The sequence below is a fragment of the Tsukamurella conjunctivitidis genome (genome assembly GCF_007858475.1).
Taxonomy (GTDB): domain Bacteria; phylum Actinomycetota; class Actinomycetes; order Mycobacteriales; family Mycobacteriaceae; genus Tsukamurella; species Tsukamurella conjunctivitidis.
The window spans coordinates 211,224-231,452 of the sequence record NZ_VIGX01000007.1 but is presented as its reverse complement, the minus strand read 5'-3'; the positions used below and the strand labels follow the sequence as shown (position 1 = coordinate 231,452).

Sequence of the window (20,229 nt, the reverse complement as noted above, 5' to 3'; positions counted from 1 at the left end):
GACGCTACGACCGCAACATTACTTCAGGTCAAGGGTGATCGGGTCGGGTGCTTTCGGATCGGACGTTCGCGACCGTCGGGCGACGGCGAGGAGAGCGATGCCCAGGGCGCATCGCCACCACAGGAACGGATCGATCGCGGCGCGCTCGGTCCCGCCGGCGCCCAGCGGGTTCGCCCAGGGGATGACCAGTGCGGCGAGGCCGGAGACGGCGATGAACAGCGCGGTGAGAGCCGCGAGCCTCGTCCGTGTTCGCACCAGGAGGAGGACCGCGACGGCCATCAGCGCGAGCCCCGTGACGTGCTCGACGTACGCCGCGATCGGGTGCACGACGATGCGCGCTCGCGGCCCGTCGGGGAACTCACCGGCGCTGCCGGGGAACAGGCCCACGCACGCCAGAGCGATCCCGTTCACCGCCGCGAGCGCGAGCGTCAGGGCGGCCCACGGGCGGGGCAGGACGGGCCGCAGTGCCACGGCCGCGGCGAAGCCGAGCGCTCCGACCACGACGAACGCGGTGTTCATCACGGGGTGCCAGGGCGAGCAGACGAAGCGGTCGGCGACGGCGAGCCCGCCGTCACGGCTGAGCTCCCCGAGGCATTCGGGGACGCCGAGGTCGCTGATCATGTTGCGCGACCAGTCGTAGGGCCGGGGCCAGCGCAGGGAGACCACGAGCTCGGCGAGGAAGTAGAGCGCGGTCGACACGAGCAGGACTCCGGCGAGCACGGTGCGGCGCCGGCTCATTTCGGTGGCGGGGCGGGCTCGAGGAAGCGCATCGATCGTTAGCGGCATTCAGTATGTCTAGCGCACCGGAGTTCCGAGCGCTGTGGCGCGCGTCTCCCGACGGCCGGTCCGTGGAATCGCGGCGGCTGATTGTCCGTGGCGGGCGCTGTGACTCTCCTGTGTGCAGGATGTCACTAAACTGTTTCGGCTAAGTAACGTTACTCTGGTGAGGTCGCCACCGTCCGCCGGGGTCGGTGGAATCCGATCGAGTGAGGTGTTCCGCGTGCGCATGCGTCGCCATTGGGAGTCGTCGTCCACCATGCTCGTCAGCGCGGTGAGCACGCAGACGTCATCGGCGCTGTCGCTCCAGACCTTCGGCAGGGCGGGGCCCGCGCCCGCGTCCGGCCTGCGCATGGCGGGTGCGGCGGTGATGATGTGCGCTCTCACGCGTCCTGACCTGCGGCGGGTGACTGCCCGCGAGTGGTGGGCGATCACCGGCTTCGGGGTCGTGATGGCGGCCATGAACCTGTGTCTGTATCAAGCCATCGACCGACTTCCGCTCGGGGTCGCAGTGACCCTGGACTTCCTCGGGCCCTGCAGTCTGGCGTTCGTCATGGCCAAACGCTGGCGGGAGCGGTGCTGCGCTCCGATCGCGCTCGCCGGGGTCGTGCTGATGGCGGGCCAGGGGAGCGGCGTCAATCTGGTCGGTGTCGGGTTCGGCCTGGCCGCGGGTCTCTGCTTCGCCGGCTACGCAGTGCTCGCCGAACGCGTGGGGCGCCAGCATCAGCCGCTCTCCCGGTTGGCGCTGGCGGTGACCATCGCGGCGGCAGCCACGGCGCCCTTCTCGCTCCGCGCGATCGGCGAGTTGAACCTGCGGACCGCCGCGCTGTTGCTGGCGGCGGCGTTCTTCGGCGTCGTGGTGTCGTACACGTGCGATGCGGTCGCGGCGGCGCGGGCCTCGGCCGCGGTGATCGCGCTGCTGTTCGGTCTCGATCCCGTCATCGGCGCCGTGGTGGGTGCCACCTTCCTGCATCAGAGCCTGGATCCGGCCGCGCTCCTCGGCATGGTGATGGTGGTCGGCGCCGGTATGGCGGTCAGCTGGATGATGGCCGGTCGGACGGCTGCGCCGTCGGCGGGCGATCGCACCGACCCCGTCGCCGAGGAGTCGATCGCCGTCGGCGCGCCGACCGGCGGCGGTATCCCCCCGGAGGGCGGTCGCCCGTAGTCGCCGCCCGTGGTCACCGCCCTGCGGGCGCGCTGCGGGGCCGGTAACGGAGGGCGATGACGCCGCTGCTGAAGGGGTGGTGGTCGATCAGGTCGAGGTCGACTCGCGCCCCGATCGGAAGGCCGGACTTGCCGCCGCCGACCGCGAGCGGTAGGACGAAAAGCCGTACTTCGTCGACGAGTCCCGCTGCGAGTGCTTGCGCGGCGAGATCGGCGCCGCCGACGAGGAGGTCGTGGTCGCCGGCGGACTTCAACTCGCGTACCTCGTCAGGATCGAAGGCGCGCTCGATCCGGGTCTGGGTGGTCGACGGTGCCGTCAGCGTCGTCGAGTAGACGACCTTTCTCGATGCTCGCCACCCCGCGGCGAATTCGGCCGCCGCGGGCGAGCGGTCGGCGAGCGCAGGGTCCGTCTCCCACGCCGACATCGTCTCGTAGAGACGGCGGCCGTAGAGGAGCGTGCCCGCTGACCGTATGAGGTCGGTGTGCGCGGCGAAGACGTCGTCATCGCCGGGGAGCCAGGCGAAATCGCCGTTCTCGTCTTCGATGTATCCGTCGAGGGAGATGTTCGTGGGGTAGATCAGCCGCGCCATGCAGTACCTCCGGTCACCGTCATCTTCCCGGATCGTTCGTGCGTGCTCGCTTCGATTCGGAGAACCGCGGGTCACCTATCGGTGTCGGTGCCTGAGCCCCTCCGCAGTATGTATGTACATGCGAATATATGCATGTATAATCGACGACGTGATGGTGTACCGCGTCATCGCCGTCCTTGTGTATGTGGTCGCGCGACTCCTGCTGGCTGCCTGCGGCCGGATCGGCCGCGTCTTTCACGTGGGCGCCGCGCCGATCGTCGGGGTGATCACCGTCGCCTCGGTCGCCGGGATCGCTGCTGTACACCTGATCGTTCTCCGGGAGCGGGGGATGCAGCCGATCGTCCTCCTGCTGATCGCCCTTCCGGTACTGGCTGCCGGGGTCGGGCTGTTGATGCGGAGTCGACGTCTCCACGACCCGGAGCGCGACGCGCATCGGTACGACGGCTGGATCGACAACTGACGGCTGGATCGACGACTGACGGCGGGAGGGGGGCAGATCGAGGCGGCTCGGATTCAGACGTGCCCGCCCACGCTTCTCGGTGCGTAATGTCATAATGTAGATTATCGGCGAGTAGGGTCACGACGTCGGTTCGGCTGCTCGGCTCAAGCCTCGTCGATCCACCTGTTTCGATCCAGTTGCGTATCGCGTCAGTGACGCGTCTTCGATGTCGGCTGCGTTGTGCGGATGTCGCGCCCCGGCGGCGCGCTCATGACGTCTCGGGCCCAGTCTGCGGCGCGCGAGTCGGCGGCGCTGTGCCCGCTCGTGGTCGGGCCCTCGTTGGGTGATCTTCGGTGGCGAATCCGGCGGCCCCGATCCATGGCGTCTCCTCCGGAGCTCCTTCCTTCTCCGCAGCGCCAATACGTCACAGTGACGTAATCACGGCTGGTAGGCGTGGATCGCACGGCTCGCACCGGAGATCAGGCGGTCCTTGGTGAAGGTGTCGGGCCGGGTCAGGAGTAGCCTGCCGGATTCGATCACCATCGCCACGATCATCCTTGCGTAGAGCTGGTGGTCGGCACCGTCGTCCGGTGTGTCCGTCGTCAACACGTTTTCAGCGATTGCTGCTGCCTGCTCGCGGCCGCGGTCGACGGCCAGCCGGAACGCGGGCGTCGCGCTGTCGACCAGTTGCAGGATGGCTCGCCAGAGGTCGGGCGAGTCGGTGAACATGTCCAGTAGGTTCGCGTACAGGGCCAGTGCAACGTCGTCCTGCCCTCCCTGCGTTCGCGCCCGCCGTGCGGCGTCGTAGCACTGGGCGATTGCGCGCGCTTCCTCTCGGGCCAGCGATGCTCGCAGCAGGGCCGCCGAATCCTCGAAGTGCTTGTACACCACGGGCCGGGAGACGTGAGCCGCTTCGGCGACCGTCTCGATCGACACCTTGTGCACTCCGTGATCGACAATGACCGTCAGGACGGCGTCGAGGAGATGCTCCCGTCGGTCCTCCGGCGCCATTCGCGGTGCGTACGCGCGCCGACGTCCTGTCGTCGCATCGTTCATCCCACACGCTCCTCTCGACTGCTCGAGTCGTCGGTCGAATCCTACGACTTGCAGAGTTACAGTCAGTGTAGCTACACTCTGTGTAACTTTGGAGGCGGTTTCCGTCTCAACCCTCGCGGGTTCCGCAGGATCCGACCGGAATCGATGTTCCGGTCCATCGGATGAGGAGCTGGAGACAGTGGAGAATCGAAGCGATCGCGTGTGCGTCATCGGAGCGGGCTACGTCGGCAATGGCGTCGCGGGTGCGCTGAAACGGGCGGGCGTTCCGTACGACCAGGTCGAGGCCACCGACAGGATCGGGGGCAACTGGTCTCATGGCGTCTACGACTCTACCCATCTGATCAGTTCGAAGGCATCGACCCAGTACGTCGAATTCCCCATGCCGCAGGACTATCCGACGTTTCCCAGCCGGGTCCAGATGTTGGCCTACCTGCAGTCCTATGTCGACCATTTCGGGCTCGCGACGCACCTGGAGTTCAACACGGAAGTCGTCGAGGTCCGCCCCGTCGACACCTCGGGGATGGCGGGGTGGATCGTTCGGCTCGCCTCGGGCGAGGAGCGACGCTACAAGGCGGTCGTCGTCGCGAACGGCCACTACTGGGAGCGGCACCTCCCTCAGTACCCCGGCGTGTTCACGGGGTGGCAGCTCCACTCCAAGGATTACAAGCGACCGGCGGATCTCGGCGACGGAGGTCGCGTACTGGTGGTCGGCGCGGGGAATTCGGCCAGCGATATCGCCGTCGAGGCATCGGCGACCTTCGGCGCGGCAGACATCTCGATGCGGCGCGGGTACTGGTTCATCCCCAAGACGATTTTCGGAGTACCCGCCTCGGAATTCGACCGCCTGTGGCTACCGATGCCCCTGCAGCGAGCGGGATTCAAGGTGATGCTGCGGTTGAGTTACGGGAACTACAAGCGTTACGGGCTTCAGCGCCCCGATCACAAGCTGTTCACCCGCGACGTAACAGTCAACTCGTCGCTCATGTACGCGCTCAGGCACGGCAGAGTGCGTCCGAGGCCCGAGATCGAGCGGTTCGACGGTGCCGTCGTCCACTTCGTGGACGGCACCGCGACCGAGTACGACACGGTCGTCTGGGCTACCGGATTTCGGACTCGGTTCCCGATGCTCGATGAGTCGATGTTCGTCTGGGAGAACGGCGACCCCCTGCTCGTCGAGCACGTCCTCGCCCCGCGGTTCGCCAACCTCTACCTGATGGGCCTCGTAGCCCCGCGGTCCGGTGCCGGCAGGATCATCTCGCACGGCTCGGCGTTCCTCGCTGAAGCCATCCCGGCTCAGACACACTTCACCGAACCGCTCTCGGATGTGATGGCCCGCTGGATCCCGGCGCGCGCGACGATGCTCGCCGGCTCGGCGGAGATCCTCGGCCGCATCCGGATCCTGCGGCAGGTTCTCCGAGTCCTGGTCGCGAAATCGGTGCTCCGCCCCCACTCCCCTGCGTTCCAATCCGCCGCGCCTCCGTTCCCGGAGCCCCCTGCCACCCGAATCGCCCAGCCCGAGGAGACCATCCCGTCATGAGCCTGCCCACTCCCACCCCCCACGCCCGGATCGTGGTCACCGGCGCCTCCAGCGGCATCGGCGAGGCCCTGGCCGAGGCGTTCGCGCGCCGCGGACATTCCCTGATCCTCGTCGCGCGTCGCGAAGACCGTCTGCGCGCACTGGCGGACAGGTTGTCCGCTCGCTACGTGGTGACCGTCGACGTCGTGCCCTGCGACCTCGCCGACGCCGCTGCGAGGGCGGAGCTGATACGACAGCTCGACACGATCGACGTCAGTGGAATCTGCTTGAATGCGGGCTTCGCCAGTTACGGCAGCATCCTCGAGCTCGATCCGCAGCGTGAGCGAGAGCAGGTCGACCTCAACGTGGTCGCGGTCCACGACCTGGTCGTCGGACTTCTGCCCGCTCTCGTGGCCCGCGGCTCCGGGGTGATTCTCGTGACGGGTTCGACTGCCGGGAACCAGCCGAGTCCGAACAACGCGACGTACGCGGCGACCAAGGCGTTCGCCAACACCCTGTCCGAATCGCTTCACGGTGAGTTGGTGGGTACGGGTGTCACCTGCACGCTGCTCGCGCCCGGTCCGGTGCGCACCGAGTTCGCCGAGGTCTCGAATCTCGGTGCGATCGAGCAGCACCTCCCCGGATTTGCTTGGGTCACTGCGGAAACCGCCGCAGAAGCGGCGGTGCGGGGCGCTGCCGCCGGCCGGCGCCGGGTGGTGCCCGGCGCAACCGCCAAGCTGCAGGATCTCGGCGGCAAGTACGCGCCGCGGAGCATTCTCAACCCGATCCTCCGCAAGGCCTACGGAGATCTCCGATGAGGGGGCGGGGCGCGGACTACGGCGTGCGTGGCAGCGTGCGGCAAGCGCTCGCGCTCGCACCTCCGCGCGGTCTGCTGTACCGCGACGCGCACTACTTCTCCGCGACGGTCGAGGTCGATGTGCCGACGATGCAGTCCTGGCTTCCCGCCGGTGTGCACGCCGTCACCCCTGGGCGTGCCGACCTCTTCACCGCGTGGTTCCCGCACTGCACCTACGGCTCGGTCTACCACGAAGCGGGGCTGTTCGTGCACATCAAGACGGTGGGTGGCCGCACCGGCATCCATTGCCCGTGGATGATCCTCGACGACGACGTGGCCCTGATACTGGGCCGCGAGCTACTCGGATACCCGAAGAAGCTCGGCGAGATCGAATGGAAGCTCGAGGCCCCCTTCATCTCGGCCACGGCGTCACGGCGCGGTACGGACCTGATCAGTATGAGCGGCCGGATCGGCGCGGTGCTGGAGGATGCTCCGCCGATCCTCGGTCGTCCCCATCGGAACGTCTCGGGCACCCTCGGCCTCGCGCTGCCCAGGATCATCGGTTTCACTCCTGGTGAGCACCCCATCGAGACTCGTGCCGTCCACCTCGACGACTTCCGGATCGGTGGGACTGATCGCGATCCCCTCGACCGTATGGGACTGGGATCCGTCGTCGAAGCGCGCTTGCATCGCGTGAACCTGTCCGCCGGGATCCCGCCGGTGCCACTGCGCCCCCTCACTCCCCTGTTCTCCCTGACCCGCCTGCGACCGAGAGTGCTGTGAGCATGATGACCCAACCCCGCCTGTCCGAGACCCTGGTTCTGCCGTGTGGTCAGACCCTGCAGAATCGAATCGCCAAGGCCGCCATGAGCGAGCAATTGGCGAAGCGCGACGGCACCGCGAGCGACGAACTGCGCCGCCTGTACGCGGTCTGGGCCGCGGGCGGCGCCGGCCTCCTCCTTTCGGGGAACGTGATGATCGATCGCGGGGCCCTCACCGAACCCGGCAACGTGATCCTGGACGATGCGCGGGACCTGGATGCGATCCGCCGATGGACGGGGGCGACGTCGGGAACCCATGCCAAGATCTGGGCCCAGATCAACCACCCCGGCAAAGTCGCGGTGTCACCGTTCAACCGTCGTCCCGTCGCGCCGTCGGCGCGACGTAGTGCGGTGCCCGGCTACAACCTCCGGAAACCGCGCGAACTCTCGGCCGCTGACATCAAGGGCATGATCGCGAAGTTCGCACGAACCGCGGAGCTCGCCGTGGCGGGCGGCTTCGACGGTGTCCAGGTGCACGCCGCCCACGGATACCTGCTCTCTCAGTTCCTCTCCCCGATCGCGAACCTCCGCACCGACGAATGGGGCGGCGACGAGGCCGGACGCATGCGGCTGCTGCTCGAGACCGTTGCAGCGGTGCGCGCCGCAGTCGGCGCCGGCGTTCCCGTCTCGGTCAAGCTGAACTCGACGGACTTCCTGCGCGGTGGGTTCGACACCGACCAGGCGCTGACGGTGGCCCTGGCCCTCGGCGAGGCCGGAATCGACCTTCTCGAGATCAGCGGTGGTGGATACGAGCAGCCCGCCATGACGGGCGTCGCCGCAGGGCAGAGCACCGGTGCGGACGGCCGGGGCTACTTCGTCGAGTTCGCTCAGCGCATCCGGGCCTCGTCGGCGGTGCCGATCATGTTGACCGGTGGCCTGCGCGACCCGCGGGCGATGGAGCGGATACTGATGGAAGGCATCGTCGACGTGATCGGCGTGGGACGTCCGCTGACCTTCGTCCCCGACTATCCGCGACATCTGCTCAGCGGTGTCGTGCCGGAGCTCCCGCGAAGCGCGCCGCGCGTCGGCTACCGTCCCGCGGACGGGTACCTGGAGCTCGCGTGGCACAACAATCAGTTGCACAGGATCGCGGCGGGGAAGACCCCTCAGCGCCGGCCCGGTCTGCGTACGCTCGCCCGCTCGCTGACGCGCATCACCGTGGCCGCAGGCAAGCAGGTATCCATCCCGCGATAGCTCGCTCCGTCCGTTCCCTTCCCTCTCCAGGAGATTTGACGTGGCCATCGCCGACTTCATCGAAAACGACACCCTCTCCATTCCCCGCTCGGACATCGCAGCCGGATTCACCTCGATCGGCCATTTCGACCGGACGCACTCCGCATCCGGTGGATTCGGTGCACGGTTGCGGTTGGCACGCGATGCCGCTGTGGCATTCCGCTCGGATTTCCTGACATCGGGTACGCCGGACCTCGTCGCCACGAAGGACTTGATCTCGTTGCCGTACCCCACTCGGTACGGCCTGTTTCGCGGCTCCTTCGTTCCGACGCCGTTCCTCACCATTACCAACCGGATGTTGATCATCCGGTGGACCGATTCCGACGGCAGCACGAAGACGATGCTCTTCGAACCGAGCGACCACGAGCTGGACTCGTACACGCCCTACTTCGCCGAACTCGAGCGATTCACTCCACGGATCGCTCGAAAAGTCTTCGTGACTGAGCACAACGACGTCCTCTCGGCGTGCCGGGAGGCCGGTGTCGAGCCGGAGGACGTCGACTATCTGGCGTTCGACCACCTCCACACCCAGGATGTGCGCCGGTGGCTCGGTACCACCCGCCCGCAGGCGGACATCAGTCCCACCGCCCCCGTGTCAGCGGCCTTCCCGAATGCGAAGCTGCTCGCACAACGCGTCGAGCTCGATGCGATGGCCGACCTGCATCCGTTCCAACGTCCCTGGTATCAGCCGCGCACCTTTGTCGATCTGCCCCCTGAGAAGATTCTCGCTCTCGACGGCAGCGTCGTCCTGGGGCCGGGTGTCGCTCTCATCGCGACGCCGGGGCACGCGGTCGGCAACCAATCTCTCGTGCTCAACACCGACACGGGAATCTGGGCGGTCAGCGAGAACGCCATCGCCGCGGAATGTCTCACCCCCGCGGCCTCGAAGATTCCTGGATTGGCACGGTCGGCGCGGTCCTGGGGACACGAGGTCGTCATCAACGGGAACACGATCGAGACCACGTTCGAGCAGTACAACTCGGTGGTCGTCGAGAAGACGCTCGTGGACCACGCACAGAGGGACGGGCGATTCCTTCAGTTCTTCCCGTCGAGCGAGCTCACCGCGAATCCGGCGAGTCCCGGCACGGCGCCGACGTTCGCGCACCGTCGGATCAGCCATCGGGTCGCTTGAGTCGAGCCGCGCCCATCCGCCGGACGTGCCTCGCGACCACAGCACCTACTCGAGTGACCTCGAACGAGTACCGGTCGTCCCGACCGATCATCACAAGGAGAGAAGCCACACCATGAGATTCACGCCGCAGCGAGTCACGAGCGACATGTTCGACGCACGATCACGCTCGAGCGGATTCTACGAGACCGAATTCGAGCTCCCCGTCGCGCCGGACGTCTTCTGGGCTGAACTGCACCAGGAGCGCCCGCAGAGGTGGTTCTCGCTGGCGCGAAGCACCCGGTGGGTTTCTCAGCGCCGTGACTGCACGGGGGCGACGCGCGAGGTCACGATGGCGCCCGGCGCCGGCGTGCACGAGGAGTTCTTCGTGTGGGAGAAGCCCGACGCTCGAATGGGAAGAGGACAGGCCGCGTTCAGCGTCACCTCCGCGACGGTCCCGGGAATCCGGCGCCTCGGCGAACGGATCACGGTGAGCGCCGCCCCCGGGGGTTGTCGTGTCCGGTGGGAGTTCGTGGTCGCCGTTGCCGCTCCCGCGATCATGACCCGTGCGGCGATGCCCTTCATCGTGGGTCGTCTCGTGCGCGACACTCGTGCGCACTTCGACCAGCTCAACACACCAACCTGACCCGGCCACCGCGGAGCGCCCTCCATTCCCGGTGAGCGGCGAAGCGGGCGCGGAGGAGACCATCGGTTGCTATTGCAATAGCAACCGATGGTCTCCTACTCTTTATCTCGCGAGTCGACTCGCGACAGAACGGATCTTTCGTTCGTGTGGACAAGGAGGAGAAATGGGCAGGCACAGTCGTGAGGAAGCAGCGGCCGCGCGCGCAGTGGACGTCTCGCTCGAGGACACCGTGCAATTCAGCCTCCCCGGGCTCGACCTTGCTCGACCGACGTCTGTATTGGCGAGCTCCGATACGCGCCAAATGGCCATAGATTCGATTTCAAGAATGATCGATTTGATTGACATGATCGATAGTGCGCCGAACCCGCGGGCGGCCCGCCGTGCGGCGCACCGCGGCTCACTCGTCAACTTCCGTCAGATCGCCACGGCCGGTAATCGTTTCGCGCACGCCGCCGCGACGCGCGTGCTGCACCCCATCGGCGGTCGGCATCGGTTCACAGCAGAATCCGGTGCCGACACGCGACTTCCTGGGGCCAACGTCAACCATCGGTGGTCAGATAACGCTATTGTTAACACCATGACCAATGAAGACCTCTCCGTCCTCAAGCGCGCACAAGAACTCGTTCGCAAGCACGATGAGGAAGCCCGTGCTCAGCGCGTCGAGCGCGAGGGCCGGGTGCGCCAGACCGGCTCGTTGATCGCCACCTACAGTGCGGATTGCGCGCTGCGGCTCGCCGAGGTGCTGGACTTCTCCGATAAGGACGGCCCCGTCGACAAGATCAAGTGGCAGCTGTCCGCTTCCGGCGAGAAGCTGATCTCCTTCAACCCCGAGGACAACGACCTCATGGTCGACATGCACCGCATGCCGATGCTGGTCACCAACGTCGAGGGCTACACGGTGGGTGTCCAGCACCTGCTCGGCACCGATGTCTACGCCTTCGGACTCACCGACGGCGAGGACAACTGGAGCGGCTTCGAGGACCTCGAGGGCTTCGGTCGCGCGACCCTCACTCCGGGCAACCGGTACAAGTGGGGCGAGGTCTCGCTCTCCCAGTACAACGACTGATCGCTCCCCCGTCCACGAAGTCGAGTACGCCCGCGGGCGTGCTCGACTTCTCTGTTTCCGGACGGGCCGCGCCAGTACTCTGGTGCGGTTGCCGTACGAGGTCATCAGGAGCGTCCATGCCGCAGTCCGTCCCGCACGCCGCCGACAGTCACGAGAGGATCCGCGTCCACGGGGCGCGGGAGAACAACCTCAAGGACGTCAGCATCGAACTCCCCAAACGCCGTCTCACGGTGTTCACGGGCGTCTCCGGATCGGGGAAGAGCTCGCTCGTCTTCGGCACGATCGCCGCCGAGTCGCAGCGCCTCATCAACGAGACCTACAGCGCCTTCGTGCAGGGATTCATGCCCACGCTCGCCCGGCCCGACGTCGACGTCCTCGACGGCCTGACGACGGCCATCATCGTCGGCCAGGAGCGAATGGGTTCCGACCCCCGCTCCACCGTCGGTACCGCGACCGATGCCAACGCCCTGCTGCGGATCCTGTTCAGCCGGCTCGGCGACCCGCACATCGGCTCCCCGCAGGCGTACTCCTTCAACGTCGCCTCCGTCAGCGGAGCCGGCGCCGTGAAACACGACAAGGGCGGCCGCGAGGTGAAGGAGCGGGTCAGCTTCAGTATCACGGGCGGCATGTGTCCCCGCTGCGAGGGGCGCGGCAACGTCAGCGACATCGATCTGACCGCTCTGTACGACGAGTCGAAGTCGCTCGACGAGGGCCCGTTCACCATTCCCGGCTACAGCATGGACGGATGGCAGGGCCGGATCTACCGAGGCAGCGGCTTCTTCGATACGGCCAAGCCGATCGCGAAGTACACCAAGCGCGAACTGAACGACCTGCTCTACAAGGAACCGACGAAGATCAAGGTCGAGGGGATCAACCTCACCTACGAGGGCATCATCCCGAAGATCCAGAAGTCCTTCCTGTCCAAGGACGTCGACGCCATGCAGCCGCACGTCCGCGCCTTCGTCGAGCGCGCCGTCGCGTTCAGCGTCTGCCCGGAGTGCGACGGCACGCGGCTCTCCGAGCTGGCGCGCTCGTCGAAGATCAACGGCGCGTCCATCGCCGACTGTTGCGCCATGCAGATCAGCGATCTCGCCGACTGGATCCGCGGCGTGCAGGATCCGTCGGTGGCGCCGCTCATCGAGAACCTGCAGTTCACCCTGGACTCCTTCGTCGAGATCGGCCTCGGCTACCTCTCGCTCGATCGGCCCGCCGGCACGCTGTCGGGCGGTGAGGCGCAGCGCACCAAGATGATCCGGCACCTGGGGAGCTCCCTGACCGACATCACCTACGTCTTCGACGAGCCCACGATCGGGCTGCATCCGCACGACATCGCGCGCATGAACGACCTGCTGCTCCGCTTGCGCGACAAGGGCAACACCGTCCTCGTCGTCGAGCACAAGCCCGAAGCGATCGCCATCGCCGACCACGTCGTTGACCTCGGCCCGAAGGCGGGCACCGCCGGCGGCGAGATCGTCTTCGAAGGGACCGTCGACGGCCTGCGCGCCGCGGACACGCTCACGGGGCGCCACCTCGACGACCGGGTCCGCCTCAAGGACGGGGTGCGGGCACCGTCGGGTGTGCTCGAGGTGCGCGGCGCGACCGAGCACAACCTCCAGGACGTCGACGTGGACGTGCCGCTCGGCGTACTCGTGGTGGTCACCGGCGTCGCCGGATCGGGCAAGAGCTCGCTCATCCACGGCTCGATCAGCCCGCGCGAGGGCGTGGTCACCGTCGACCAGACCCCGATCAAGGGCAGCCGACGCAGTAATCCCGCCACGTACACCGGCCTCTTGGACCACATCCGCAAGGCCTTCGCCAAGGCGAACGGCGTCAAGCCCGCCCTGTTCAGCGCGAACTCCGAGGGGGCCTGCCCGGCCTGCAACGGAGCGGGCGTGATCTACACCGACCTCGGCATCATGGCCGGCGTCTCCACCACCTGCGAGGAGTGCGAGGGCCGGCGGTTCCAGGCGGCCGTGCTGGAGTACAGGTTCGGCGGGAAGGACATCAGCGAGGTGCTCACGATGCCCGTCGCGGAGGCGCTCGCGTTCTTCGCCGAGGGCGAGGGGAAGATCCCGGCCGCGCACAAGATCCTCGGCCACCTGAACGACGTGGGCCTGGGCTACATCGGGTTGGGGCAGCCGCTGACCACCCTCTCGGGAGGCGAGCGTCAGCGGCTCAAGCTCGCGACCCACATGGGCGACAAGGGTGGCGTGCTCGTCCTCGACGAGCCGACCACGGGTCTGCATCTCGCCGACGTCGAACAGCTCCTGGGCCTGCTGGACCGGCTCGTCGACGCCGGCAAGTCCGTCATCGTCATCGAGCACCACCAGGCCGTGATGGCGCACGGCGACTGGATCATCGACATCGGTCCGGGCGCAGGGCACGACGGCGGCCGGGTCGTCTTCGAGGGAACCCCGTCGGACCTGGTGGCGGAGCGCGCCACGCTCACCGGCGAGCACCTCGCGACGTACGTGGGAGCCTGACGGTGACGGCGCGCTCAGGTTCGTCGCCTACCATCGCTGACGTGTCCACCACCGAGGCCACCGTGCCCGCCACAGAGAATCGTCGCATCACCGGGATCCTGCTGCTCGTGACCGGTGTGCTGGGGCTGCTGGCCTCGGCGATGCTGACCATCGACAAGATCAAGCTGCTCGAGGATCCGAACTTCGTCCCCGGCTGCAGCCTGGACCCGACGATCTCCTGCGGCTCCGTGATGCAGTCCTGGCAGGGCTCGCTGTTCGGCTTCCCCAACCCGCTGATCGGGATCGCGTCGTTCTCCGTGGTGATCGTCGCCGGGGTGCTCGCCCTCGGCGGGGTCGCCCTCCCCCGTTGGTTCTGGACGGGCCTCGCGATCGGGGCCGCGGCCGGTCTCGCGCTCGTGATCTTCCTGATCTACTCGAGCCTGTTCGTCATCCACGCGCTCTGCCTGTGGTGCATGCTCGTCTGGACGATCATGCCGATCGTGCTCGCGACCGCCGTCGCCGCCGCGCTCGGCCCGAAGGCGACGCAGCCCGTCAAGCAGGGACTGGCCGCCCTCGTGCTGCTCTGGTACATCGTGGTGCTCGCCCTGATCGGCGTGCAGTTCTGGGACTACTGGAGCAGCAAGTTCTAGATCAGTTCCAGGTGTCCTCGAGCATGCGCGGCTTGCACGCCTGGTAGGCGCCGAGACCCAGCACCACGAGGCAGGCGAAGAGCATCATGAACGGCGCGGTCCAGCCGTGCGTGGCCTCGTGCAGCAGGCCGAAGCCGAGCGGGCCGGCGCACGCCGCGAGGTAGCCCACGCCCTGCATGAAGCCCGACAGTGAGGCCGATCCGGCGCCCGTGCGCGTGCGGAGGTTGACCAGCGTGAGGGCCATCGGGAAGGTCGTCGGTCCCAGGCCCAGCGCGATCACCCACACCCAGGTCAGCGTCATCGGCGCGAACAGCAGGCCCAGGAAGCCCACGACGAAGCAGCCGAGGAAGACGATCACCAGCGGGAACGGGTTCGCCATCCGCGTGCACAGGCTGGGGACCACCAGCGTCGCCACGAAGCCGACGCCGGAGAACAGCGCCACCATGTTCCCGCCGAGGGCGGCGCTGCCGCCCGCGTCCGAGAGGATCGTGGGGATCCAGGTGAACATCGCGTAGGTGTTGAGCGAGGTCATGCCGAACATCGCGGCCGCGCCCCACGCCAGGGGCGAGCGCCAGATTCGGCCGGTCGGCTCCGACGGCGCCTCTCCCGTCACGTCCTCCACGTCGTGGCCGCGCCGAGCCAGGACGATGCCGAGCCACGGCAGGAACGCCGCGATCGGGATGATCGCCCAGATCGCGAGCGAGACGCGCCAACCGTAGGCCTCTGCAACCGGCACCGCCGTGAGTGCGGGAACCATGGTGCCCAGCTGCACACAGGTGAGGTACGCCGTGCTGAGCACGGCGACGTTGTCCGAGAAATAGCGCTTGACCAGCGGAGGAAGCACGACGTTGCCGACGCCCATGCCGATCAGCGCGAGGCACGAGAAGGCCAGCAGGCCCGCGGTGCCGCCCATCAGGGAGCGCACGCCGATACCGATCGCCGTTGCGGCGACGGCCACCAGCGTGGTGCGCTCGAGACCGATCCGGCTCGTCAGGAAGGGCGTGACGATGCCCGCCGCGGCGAACATGGCGGTCGGGAGCATGCCGAAGACGCCGATGATCGTGGCTCCGAAATGCAGGTCGTGGCTGATCTGCGTGAGCAGCGGTGTCAGCGAGGTCACCGCCGTGCGCAGAGTGAGGGCGAACAGCACGATCGCCAGCAGTACGAGCAGTCGCCCCTGTTTCACGGATCGCACCATGGGGTCGGCCTCCTGCGGCTCGGTCGCGATGCTGGTCATTCGCCCTCCTTACAGTCGACACAAATCATAGGATGAATGGATCTATGGCGGCAAGACGATTACCGGCCGGATAGGATGACTGTGATGCAACCGGTACGTAGGCAGACCTTGATAGCCCAGGTCACAGAACAGCTCCGTGGTGAGATCGCCAGCGGGCGCTGGCCCGTGGGCGGTCGCATCCCGACCGAGACCGAACTCCGCGAGCTCACCGGCACCGCGCGCAACACAGTCCGCGAGGCGGTGCAGGCGCTGGTGCACGCCGGCATGCTCGAGCGTCGCCAGGGTTCGGGGACCTACGTCCTCTCCGCCTGTGCCACGTCGACGCTGGGCGACTACTTCTCGGCCGCGCGCGATACCGACCTGCTCGAACTGCGCGAGGCGCTGGAGGTGACCGCGGCGGGCCTCGCCGCGGAACGCCGCGACGACGACGATGTCGCCGAGCTGCGGAGGCTGCTCGACGCCCGCAATCAGCTGTGGTCGCCGGAGCAGGTGGAGTCCGGTGCCGAGCGGGAGGCCATCGCCGCCGATCTCGCCATGCACCGGGGCGTGGTCGCCGCCAGCCACAACACCATCTACCTCGAGTTCTACGACTCGCTGGTGCCCGTCCTGCAGGAGCATCTCCAGGAGTTCCCGGTGGGTTTCGCCACGTCCTACGAATGCGCCCACATCGCTGTGATCGACGCAGTCGCAGCCGGGGACGCTCCCGCGGCCAGGGCTGCCGCGCGCGAGCTCCTCGCCGAGGTACGGCTCCGCGAACGCTGATCGGTACCCCGCTGGGGTATGATTCGGCGCGTGCAGGCGATGCGGAGCGGAAGGGCGGCGGCCACGACGGCCATCCTTCTGGCGCTCGCCGTCCTCCTCATGCACCTGGGCATGCCTCTCATGGCGATGGCCCCCGCGACGGCCTCGCCGACCGGCCATCACGGCGCGCCCCGCGATGCGGCCGCCGCCGACGAAGGCGGCACCGCGGCGGATCGGGCCGAGCACGGCCAAACGGTGCAGAAGCAGACCGTCGACGCCGTCCACGACCACGAGGCGCACGACTGCGCCGGCACCGTCGTCGTGCACAAGTCGGTCGGCGCCCCCTCGCTCGTCGCCGTCCTACCCTTCGCCGACGGCGCTCCCGACACCAGCGCGGCGACGCACGCCGCCCTCGCGCGCGGTTCCCCGCCCTGGACGGTCTTCGACCTCTCGCAACTCTGCGTCCTCCGAGTCTGATCGACGCCCGCGCGCGGCCCCCGGCCGCGGCGCGCCGAGCCGACCCTTCAGACCGTTACGAACCTCGCAGAGGACCGATCAACCATGAACATCGCACGAATCCGCATCGCCACCATCCTGTCCGCCGTCGCCGCCGGCGCCGTACTCCTCGGCGCCTGCTCCTCGGGCGGATCGGCGGACACCGCCGCGTCGAGCGCGGCCGCCACGACGACCGCCGGCCACGCCGGCCACGGCGATGCCGCCGCGGCACCGTCCAGCACGGCCGTCACCGCGCAGTTCAACGACGCCGACGTCGAGTTCGCCACGATGATGTACCCGCACCACGCCCAGGCCGTCGAGATGGCGAAACTCGTCGACGGCAAGGGTGCCCGGCCCGAGGTCGTCGAGCTCGCCGCCGAGATCCGGGGTGCGCAGCAGCCCGAGATGGACGCCTTCACCCGCCTGCTCGCGCAGTGGGGCAAGCCCGCCCCCAGCGCGACCATGGACCACGCCATGGACGGCATGATGACGCCCGCGCAGATGGCCAAGCTCGGCTCGCTCCGCGGCGCCGACTTCGACCGTGAGTGGCTAACGATGATGATCGCCCACCACAAGGGCGCGATCACAATGGCCGATACCGAACTGGCGAAGGGCGTCAACCCGGAGAACCGGAAGATCGCCGAGCAGATCAAGAGCGGCCAGCAGGCCGAGATCGCCCGCATGGAGAAGCTCCTGTGATCGACTGACGACCCGCGCGGCCGCCGACCCCGCCACGGGATCGGCGGCCGCGGTGCACCTCCGGGCCGGTCGCTCACAGCTTCGGCGAAACGGTTCCGCCGGAATCATTCTCGTGCAGAATCAGCTGGATTGAGCTCTCCAGCTTCTTTGCTTCGAGAAAGTGAGCATTTCGATGACGCCCTCCTCTGTTCGCAGTAGGCCGAGACCGATCGCTCTCGCACTGGCGGGCACCGGCCTCGCCGGGGCGCTGGCGCTCACCGGAGGCGGTGCGGACTTCCTCGCACAGGTCGCCGCGAAGACGCTCATCGTCGTCGGCGGCGCGAGTGATCCCACGGCGAAGGACCAGTGGAAGCGGATCAGCGGCGACTACACCGGGCCGGCACCCGTCTTCGTCCAGTACCCGGCGGTGTTCGGGATCGGCTTCCCGGGATTCGCGCTGAGCAGCGATGGCGAGCACACCTACGCCCAGTCCAACGACATCGGTGCGACGGCCACGGTGGAGGCGATCACCGCGGCGAAGCAGAATCCGGACGAGGAGGTCGTGGTCTACACGATCTCGCAGGGGGCCGATGTCGTCGGACTGGCCGTGTTGCGGTACGGCAGAGACCATCCGCGCCCCTCCGACGGCTCCGCCAAGCTGACCTTCATCGAGCAGGGCAGCCCGAGCTTCGTCCGCTCCGGCGCCTGGAACGTGATACCGGCAGGCATTCCCGGTCTGCACAACGGCCCGATCCGTAACGACGGTGCGTCCGGCGCGAAGGTGATCAGCATCTGCGTCAAGGGCGATATCGGCTGTGCGATGGGACTCAATCCGGTGTCGGCCATGGTGTACCTCGTACCCGGATTCCTGATGCACGGCACGGTCTACACGGCGGAGGACATCGGCCGGTACTCCCCGCTCACCGGAGAGCCCTTCACACCCGGATCATCACCGGAGACCCCGGTCGCCACCCGCACCGAGATCCGTAACGGCAACACCGTCACCGTCGAGACCTATGCGGACGGAACGATCAAGCGCACGTGGGTCGAGGACCAGACGACGTGGGTCTCGATCGACAGGGAGAATCCCTGGGGCTGGATGCTCCGGCGCAACGGATTCGACGTCCCGATCCAGTTCGATCAGTTCCTGAACGGGCTGATCCCGGTGCCCGAACCCGGCGAGAGCGGGCTCGTGCCCCGCCCGCCCGTTTCGGCGCCCGTGGCCACCCCGACCGCGGAGGAGTCCTCCGGTGGTGCCCGGCATCGTGACGACCGGCCGGGCGCGGTGCCCGTCGCCGAGTTGCTCTCCTCCACCGACTCTCCGACGAGCGTCGAGGCGGCGCCGATCCCGTCGCCCACAGCGGACCGGGGATCCACGCCTGCGCCTCCCGCGGAGACCCCGCCGACGGCGCCCACCTCGCCGCAGGCCGACTCCGAGTCGACGGGGACCACGACTCCGGTGGCGGAAGTCCCCGCGACGGTGGACCCGGCACCGGAGGGTCACGCCGACGAGTCGACCGAGGGGTCGGCCGCGGACGAGGACGGCGCCCCGGCCGGCGGCTCGCCGACGCAGGACACGCCGACAGCCGCCTAGCCGTAGACCTCGTCGTACAGGGCGACGATCTCGGACGCGTCCGGCACCCGCGGGTTGTTGCCGGGTGAACCGGACGCGAGGGCCTGCTCCGCCATCAGTGGCGCGAGCTCGTCCCACCGTGTCCGGTCGATGCCGTACGCGCGGGGCGTGGGCACGGCGAGGTCGGCGCAGAGCTGCTCGATCGCGACGACGAGGCTCCGCGCGAGGGCCTCGTCCGAGTCCCCGGACAGCCCGTACGCGCGGGCGCAATCCGCGTAGCGCGACGGCGCCGCGCCCACGGAGAACCGCATGACCGCCGGCAGGAGCATGGCGTTCGACAGGCCGTGTGCCACGTGGAAGTGCGCGCCGATCGGTCGGCTCATGCCGTGCACGAGCGCGACCGAGCTGTTGGAGAAGGCGACGCCTGCCTGGGTGGCCGCGAGCATCATGGCCTCCCGGGCCGGACGGTCGGCACCGTCGGCGTACACGGCACGGATGTTCGCCGCGATCGTGGAGATCGCGGTCAGCGCGAAGCCGTCGGCGAACGGGTTCGCCTTCCGGCTGACGTACGCCTCGATCGCGTGGGTGAGGGCGTCCACACCGGTGTCGGCGGTGAGGCGCGCGGGCATGGAGAGGGTGAGCTCGTAGTCGACGATCGCCGCCACCGGCAGGAACGCGGGACCCGGGCAGAGCATCTTCTCGTCGCTCGCGCTGTCGGTGATGATGCTGAACTGTGTGGCCTCGCTGCCGCTGCCGGCCGTCGTCGGAACCGCGATCACCGGCAGGGCCGGCCCGACGGTGACGGTGGGCGCCTTGTAGTCCCGCATGGTGCCGCCGCCCTCGGCGAGCACGGCGAGAGCCTTCGCCGTGTCCAGAGGGCTACCGCCGCCGAGGCCGATGACGCAGTCCGCGCGGTGCTCGCGGACCACGCCGAGCCCGGGGCCGAGCGAGTCCGTCGTCGGGTCGGGCACCGTCCCGTCGAAGACCGAGACCTCGCAGCCCGCGTCCGTCAGCGCCGCGACCAGCCGCGCGACGGTGCCCTGCGCGGAGAGGAAGGCGTCCGTCACCACCACGGGTCGAGAGAACCCGAGCTCCCGGACCAGGCGGCCGGAGTCGGCGAGTGCGCCGCCTCCGACCGCGAGCCGACGGGGAAGTCCTATCTGTGGTGCAGTCATGCCACG

20 protein-coding genes are annotated in these 20,229 nt (G+C 68.1%); 15 read left to right on the top strand and 5 right to left on the bottom strand.

Annotated elements, in window-relative coordinates:
- Positions 1-18: 18 nt before the first annotated feature.
- On the bottom strand, positions 19-786 hold the full coding sequence (locus FK530_RS14800) for a DUF998 domain-containing protein (protein WP_146487794.1): 768 nt from the start codon (positions 784-786) through the stop codon (positions 19-21).
- A gap of 220 nt (positions 787-1,006) precedes the next feature.
- On the opposite strand from FK530_RS14800, the gene FK530_RS14795 reads away from it, so the two are divergent.
- Positions 1,007-1,942 (top strand): EamA family transporter, encoded by a 936-nt coding sequence (locus FK530_RS14795; protein ID WP_231706649.1) that lies wholly within the window; start codon positions 1,007-1,009, stop codon positions 1,940-1,942.
- A gap of 13 nt (positions 1,943-1,955) precedes the next feature.
- Here FK530_RS14795 and FK530_RS14790 read toward each other — a convergent pair whose 3' ends face one another.
- On the bottom strand, positions 1,956-2,531 hold the full coding sequence (locus FK530_RS14790; protein ID WP_146487792.1) for a dihydrofolate reductase family protein: 576 nt from the start codon (positions 2,529-2,531) through the stop codon (positions 1,956-1,958).
- Positions 2,532-2,679: 148 nt separating this feature from the next.
- On the opposite strand from FK530_RS14790, the gene FK530_RS14785 reads away from it, so the two are divergent.
- On the top strand, positions 2,680-2,991 hold the full coding sequence (locus FK530_RS14785) for a hypothetical protein (RefSeq protein ID WP_146487791.1): 312 nt from the start codon (positions 2,680-2,682) through the stop codon (positions 2,989-2,991).
- A 417-nt stretch (positions 2,992-3,408) separates the two neighbouring features.
- Here FK530_RS14785 and FK530_RS14780 read toward each other — a convergent pair whose 3' ends face one another.
- Positions 3,409-4,026, bottom strand: coding sequence for a TetR/AcrR family transcriptional regulator (locus FK530_RS14780; protein ID WP_158645107.1), 618 nt, complete (start codon positions 4,024-4,026; stop codon positions 3,409-3,411).
- 178 nt (positions 4,027-4,204) lie between these two features.
- Here FK530_RS14780 and FK530_RS14775 point away from each other — a divergent pair, with 178 nt between their 5' ends.
- The 9 genes from FK530_RS14775 to FK530_RS14735 all read left to right on the top strand — a co-directional run bounded on the left by FK530_RS14775 (position 4,205) and on the right by FK530_RS14735 (position 14,324).
- Positions 4,205-5,563: a flavin-containing monooxygenase gene (locus FK530_RS14775; protein WP_146487789.1), complete on the top strand. Its 1,359-nt coding sequence runs from the start codon at positions 4,205-4,207 to the stop codon at positions 5,561-5,563.
- Positions 5,560-6,360: an SDR family NAD(P)-dependent oxidoreductase gene (locus FK530_RS14770; RefSeq protein WP_146487788.1), complete on the top strand. Its 801-nt coding sequence runs from the start codon at positions 5,560-5,562 to the stop codon at positions 6,358-6,360. The genes FK530_RS14775 and FK530_RS14770 overlap by 4 nt, the downstream gene beginning before the upstream one ends.
- Positions 6,357-7,121 (top strand): acetoacetate decarboxylase family protein, encoded by a 765-nt coding sequence (locus tag FK530_RS14765; RefSeq protein ID WP_146487787.1) that lies wholly within the window; start codon positions 6,357-6,359, stop codon positions 7,119-7,121. Before FK530_RS14770 ends, FK530_RS14765 begins: the two co-directional genes overlap by 4 nt.
- 2 nt (positions 7,122-7,123) lie before the next feature.
- Positions 7,124-8,353, top strand: coding sequence for an oxidoreductase (locus tag FK530_RS14760; protein WP_231706641.1), 1,230 nt, complete (start codon positions 7,124-7,126; stop codon positions 8,351-8,353).
- A 40-nt stretch (positions 8,354-8,393) separates the two neighbouring features.
- A complete protein-coding gene (locus tag FK530_RS14755; RefSeq protein ID WP_223120058.1) occupies positions 8,394-9,524 on the top strand; it encodes an MBL fold metallo-hydrolase in 1,131 nt (376 codons plus the stop codon).
- Between the two features lie 112 nt (positions 9,525-9,636).
- A complete protein-coding gene (locus tag FK530_RS14750; RefSeq protein ID WP_146487786.1) occupies positions 9,637-10,146 on the top strand; it encodes an SRPBCC family protein in 510 nt (169 codons plus the stop codon).
- Positions 10,147-10,723: 577 nt separating this feature from the next.
- A complete protein-coding gene (locus tag FK530_RS14745) occupies positions 10,724-11,212 on the top strand; it encodes a hypothetical protein (RefSeq protein ID WP_146487785.1) in 489 nt (162 codons plus the stop codon).
- A 116-nt stretch (positions 11,213-11,328) separates the two neighbouring features.
- A complete protein-coding gene (locus FK530_RS14740) occupies positions 11,329-13,695 on the top strand; it encodes an ATP-binding cassette domain-containing protein (protein WP_146487784.1) in 2,367 nt (788 codons plus the stop codon).
- A gap of 41 nt (positions 13,696-13,736) precedes the next feature.
- Positions 13,737-14,324, top strand: coding sequence for a vitamin K epoxide reductase family protein (locus FK530_RS14735; protein ID WP_231706640.1), 588 nt, complete (start codon positions 13,737-13,739; stop codon positions 14,322-14,324).
- A 1-nt stretch (position 14,325) separates the two neighbouring features.
- Here FK530_RS14735 and FK530_RS14730 read toward each other — a convergent pair whose 3' ends face one another.
- On the bottom strand, positions 14,326-15,561 hold the full coding sequence (locus FK530_RS14730) for a CynX/NimT family MFS transporter (protein WP_146487783.1): 1,236 nt from the start codon (positions 15,559-15,561) through the stop codon (positions 14,326-14,328).
- Positions 15,562-15,645: 84 nt separating this feature from the next.
- Between FK530_RS14730 and FK530_RS14725 the strand changes: the two genes are divergently transcribed.
- The 4 genes from FK530_RS14725 (at position 15,646) to FK530_RS14710 (ending at position 19,069) form a co-directional block, all read left to right on the top strand.
- Positions 15,646-16,323, top strand: a complete 678-nt coding sequence (locus FK530_RS14725) for a FadR/GntR family transcriptional regulator (protein WP_146487782.1) — start codon at positions 15,646-15,648, stop codon at positions 16,321-16,323.
- A gap of 30 nt (positions 16,324-16,353) precedes the next feature.
- Entirely contained in the window at positions 16,354-16,779 is a 426-nt protein-coding gene (locus tag FK530_RS14720; protein WP_146487781.1) for a hypothetical protein, read from the top strand.
- A gap of 84 nt (positions 16,780-16,863) precedes the next feature.
- Complete coding sequence (locus FK530_RS14715; RefSeq protein ID WP_146487780.1) at positions 16,864-17,496, top strand: DUF305 domain-containing protein; 633 nt, start codon at positions 16,864-16,866, stop codon at positions 17,494-17,496.
- 172 nt (positions 17,497-17,668) lie between these two features.
- Positions 17,669-19,069, top strand: a complete 1,401-nt coding sequence (locus tag FK530_RS14710; protein WP_146487779.1) for a PE-PPE domain-containing protein — start codon at positions 17,669-17,671, stop codon at positions 19,067-19,069.
- Here the strand turns inward: FK530_RS14710 and FK530_RS14705 are convergent.
- Positions 19,066-20,223 (bottom strand): iron-containing alcohol dehydrogenase, encoded by a 1,158-nt coding sequence (locus tag FK530_RS14705; protein ID WP_146487778.1) that lies wholly within the window; start codon positions 20,221-20,223, stop codon positions 19,066-19,068. The two genes, FK530_RS14710 and FK530_RS14705, sit on opposite strands and share 4 nt — an antisense overlap.
- Positions 20,224-20,229 lie beyond the last annotated feature (6 nt).

What these genes read in the sequence shown, in the direction of transcription:
- FK530_RS14800 (WP_146487794.1), bottom strand. Translation starts at nt 786, where the DNA reads ATGCCGCTAACGATCGATGCGCTTCCTCGAGCCCGCCCCGCCACCGAA.
- FK530_RS14795 (WP_231706649.1), top strand. Translation starts at nt 1,007, where the DNA reads ATGCGTCGCCATTGGGAGTCGTCGTCCACCATGCTCGTCAGCGCGGTG.
- FK530_RS14790 (WP_146487792.1), bottom strand. Translation starts at nt 2,531, where the DNA reads ATGGCGCGGCTGATCTACCCCACGAACATCTCCCTCGACGGATACATC.
- FK530_RS14780 (WP_158645107.1), bottom strand. Translation starts at nt 4,026, where the DNA reads ATGAACGATGCGACGACAGGACGTCGGCGCGCGTACGCACCGCGAATG.
- FK530_RS14770 (WP_146487788.1), top strand. Translation starts at nt 5,560, where the DNA reads ATGAGCCTGCCCACTCCCACCCCCCACGCCCGGATCGTGGTCACCGGC.
- FK530_RS14765 (WP_146487787.1), top strand. Translation starts at nt 6,357, where the DNA reads ATGAGGGGGCGGGGCGCGGACTACGGCGTGCGTGGCAGCGTGCGGCAA.
- FK530_RS14760 (WP_231706641.1), top strand. Translation starts at nt 7,124, where the DNA reads ATGATGACCCAACCCCGCCTGTCCGAGACCCTGGTTCTGCCGTGTGGT.
- FK530_RS14750 (WP_146487786.1), top strand. Translation starts at nt 9,637, where the DNA reads ATGAGATTCACGCCGCAGCGAGTCACGAGCGACATGTTCGACGCACGA.
- FK530_RS14745 (WP_146487785.1), top strand. Translation starts at nt 10,724, where the DNA reads ATGACCAATGAAGACCTCTCCGTCCTCAAGCGCGCACAAGAACTCGTT.
- FK530_RS14740 (WP_146487784.1), top strand. Translation starts at nt 11,329, where the DNA reads ATGCCGCAGTCCGTCCCGCACGCCGCCGACAGTCACGAGAGGATCCGC.
- FK530_RS14730 (WP_146487783.1), bottom strand. Translation starts at nt 15,561, where the DNA reads ATGACCAGCATCGCGACCGAGCCGCAGGAGGCCGACCCCATGGTGCGA.
- FK530_RS14725 (WP_146487782.1), top strand. Translation starts at nt 15,646, where the DNA reads ATGCAACCGGTACGTAGGCAGACCTTGATAGCCCAGGTCACAGAACAG.
- FK530_RS14715 (WP_146487780.1), top strand. Translation starts at nt 16,864, where the DNA reads ATGAACATCGCACGAATCCGCATCGCCACCATCCTGTCCGCCGTCGCC.
- FK530_RS14710 (WP_146487779.1), top strand. Translation starts at nt 17,669, where the DNA reads ATGACGCCCTCCTCTGTTCGCAGTAGGCCGAGACCGATCGCTCTCGCA.
- FK530_RS14705 (WP_146487778.1), bottom strand. Translation starts at nt 20,223, where the DNA reads ATGACTGCACCACAGATAGGACTTCCCCGTCGGCTCGCGGTCGGAGGC.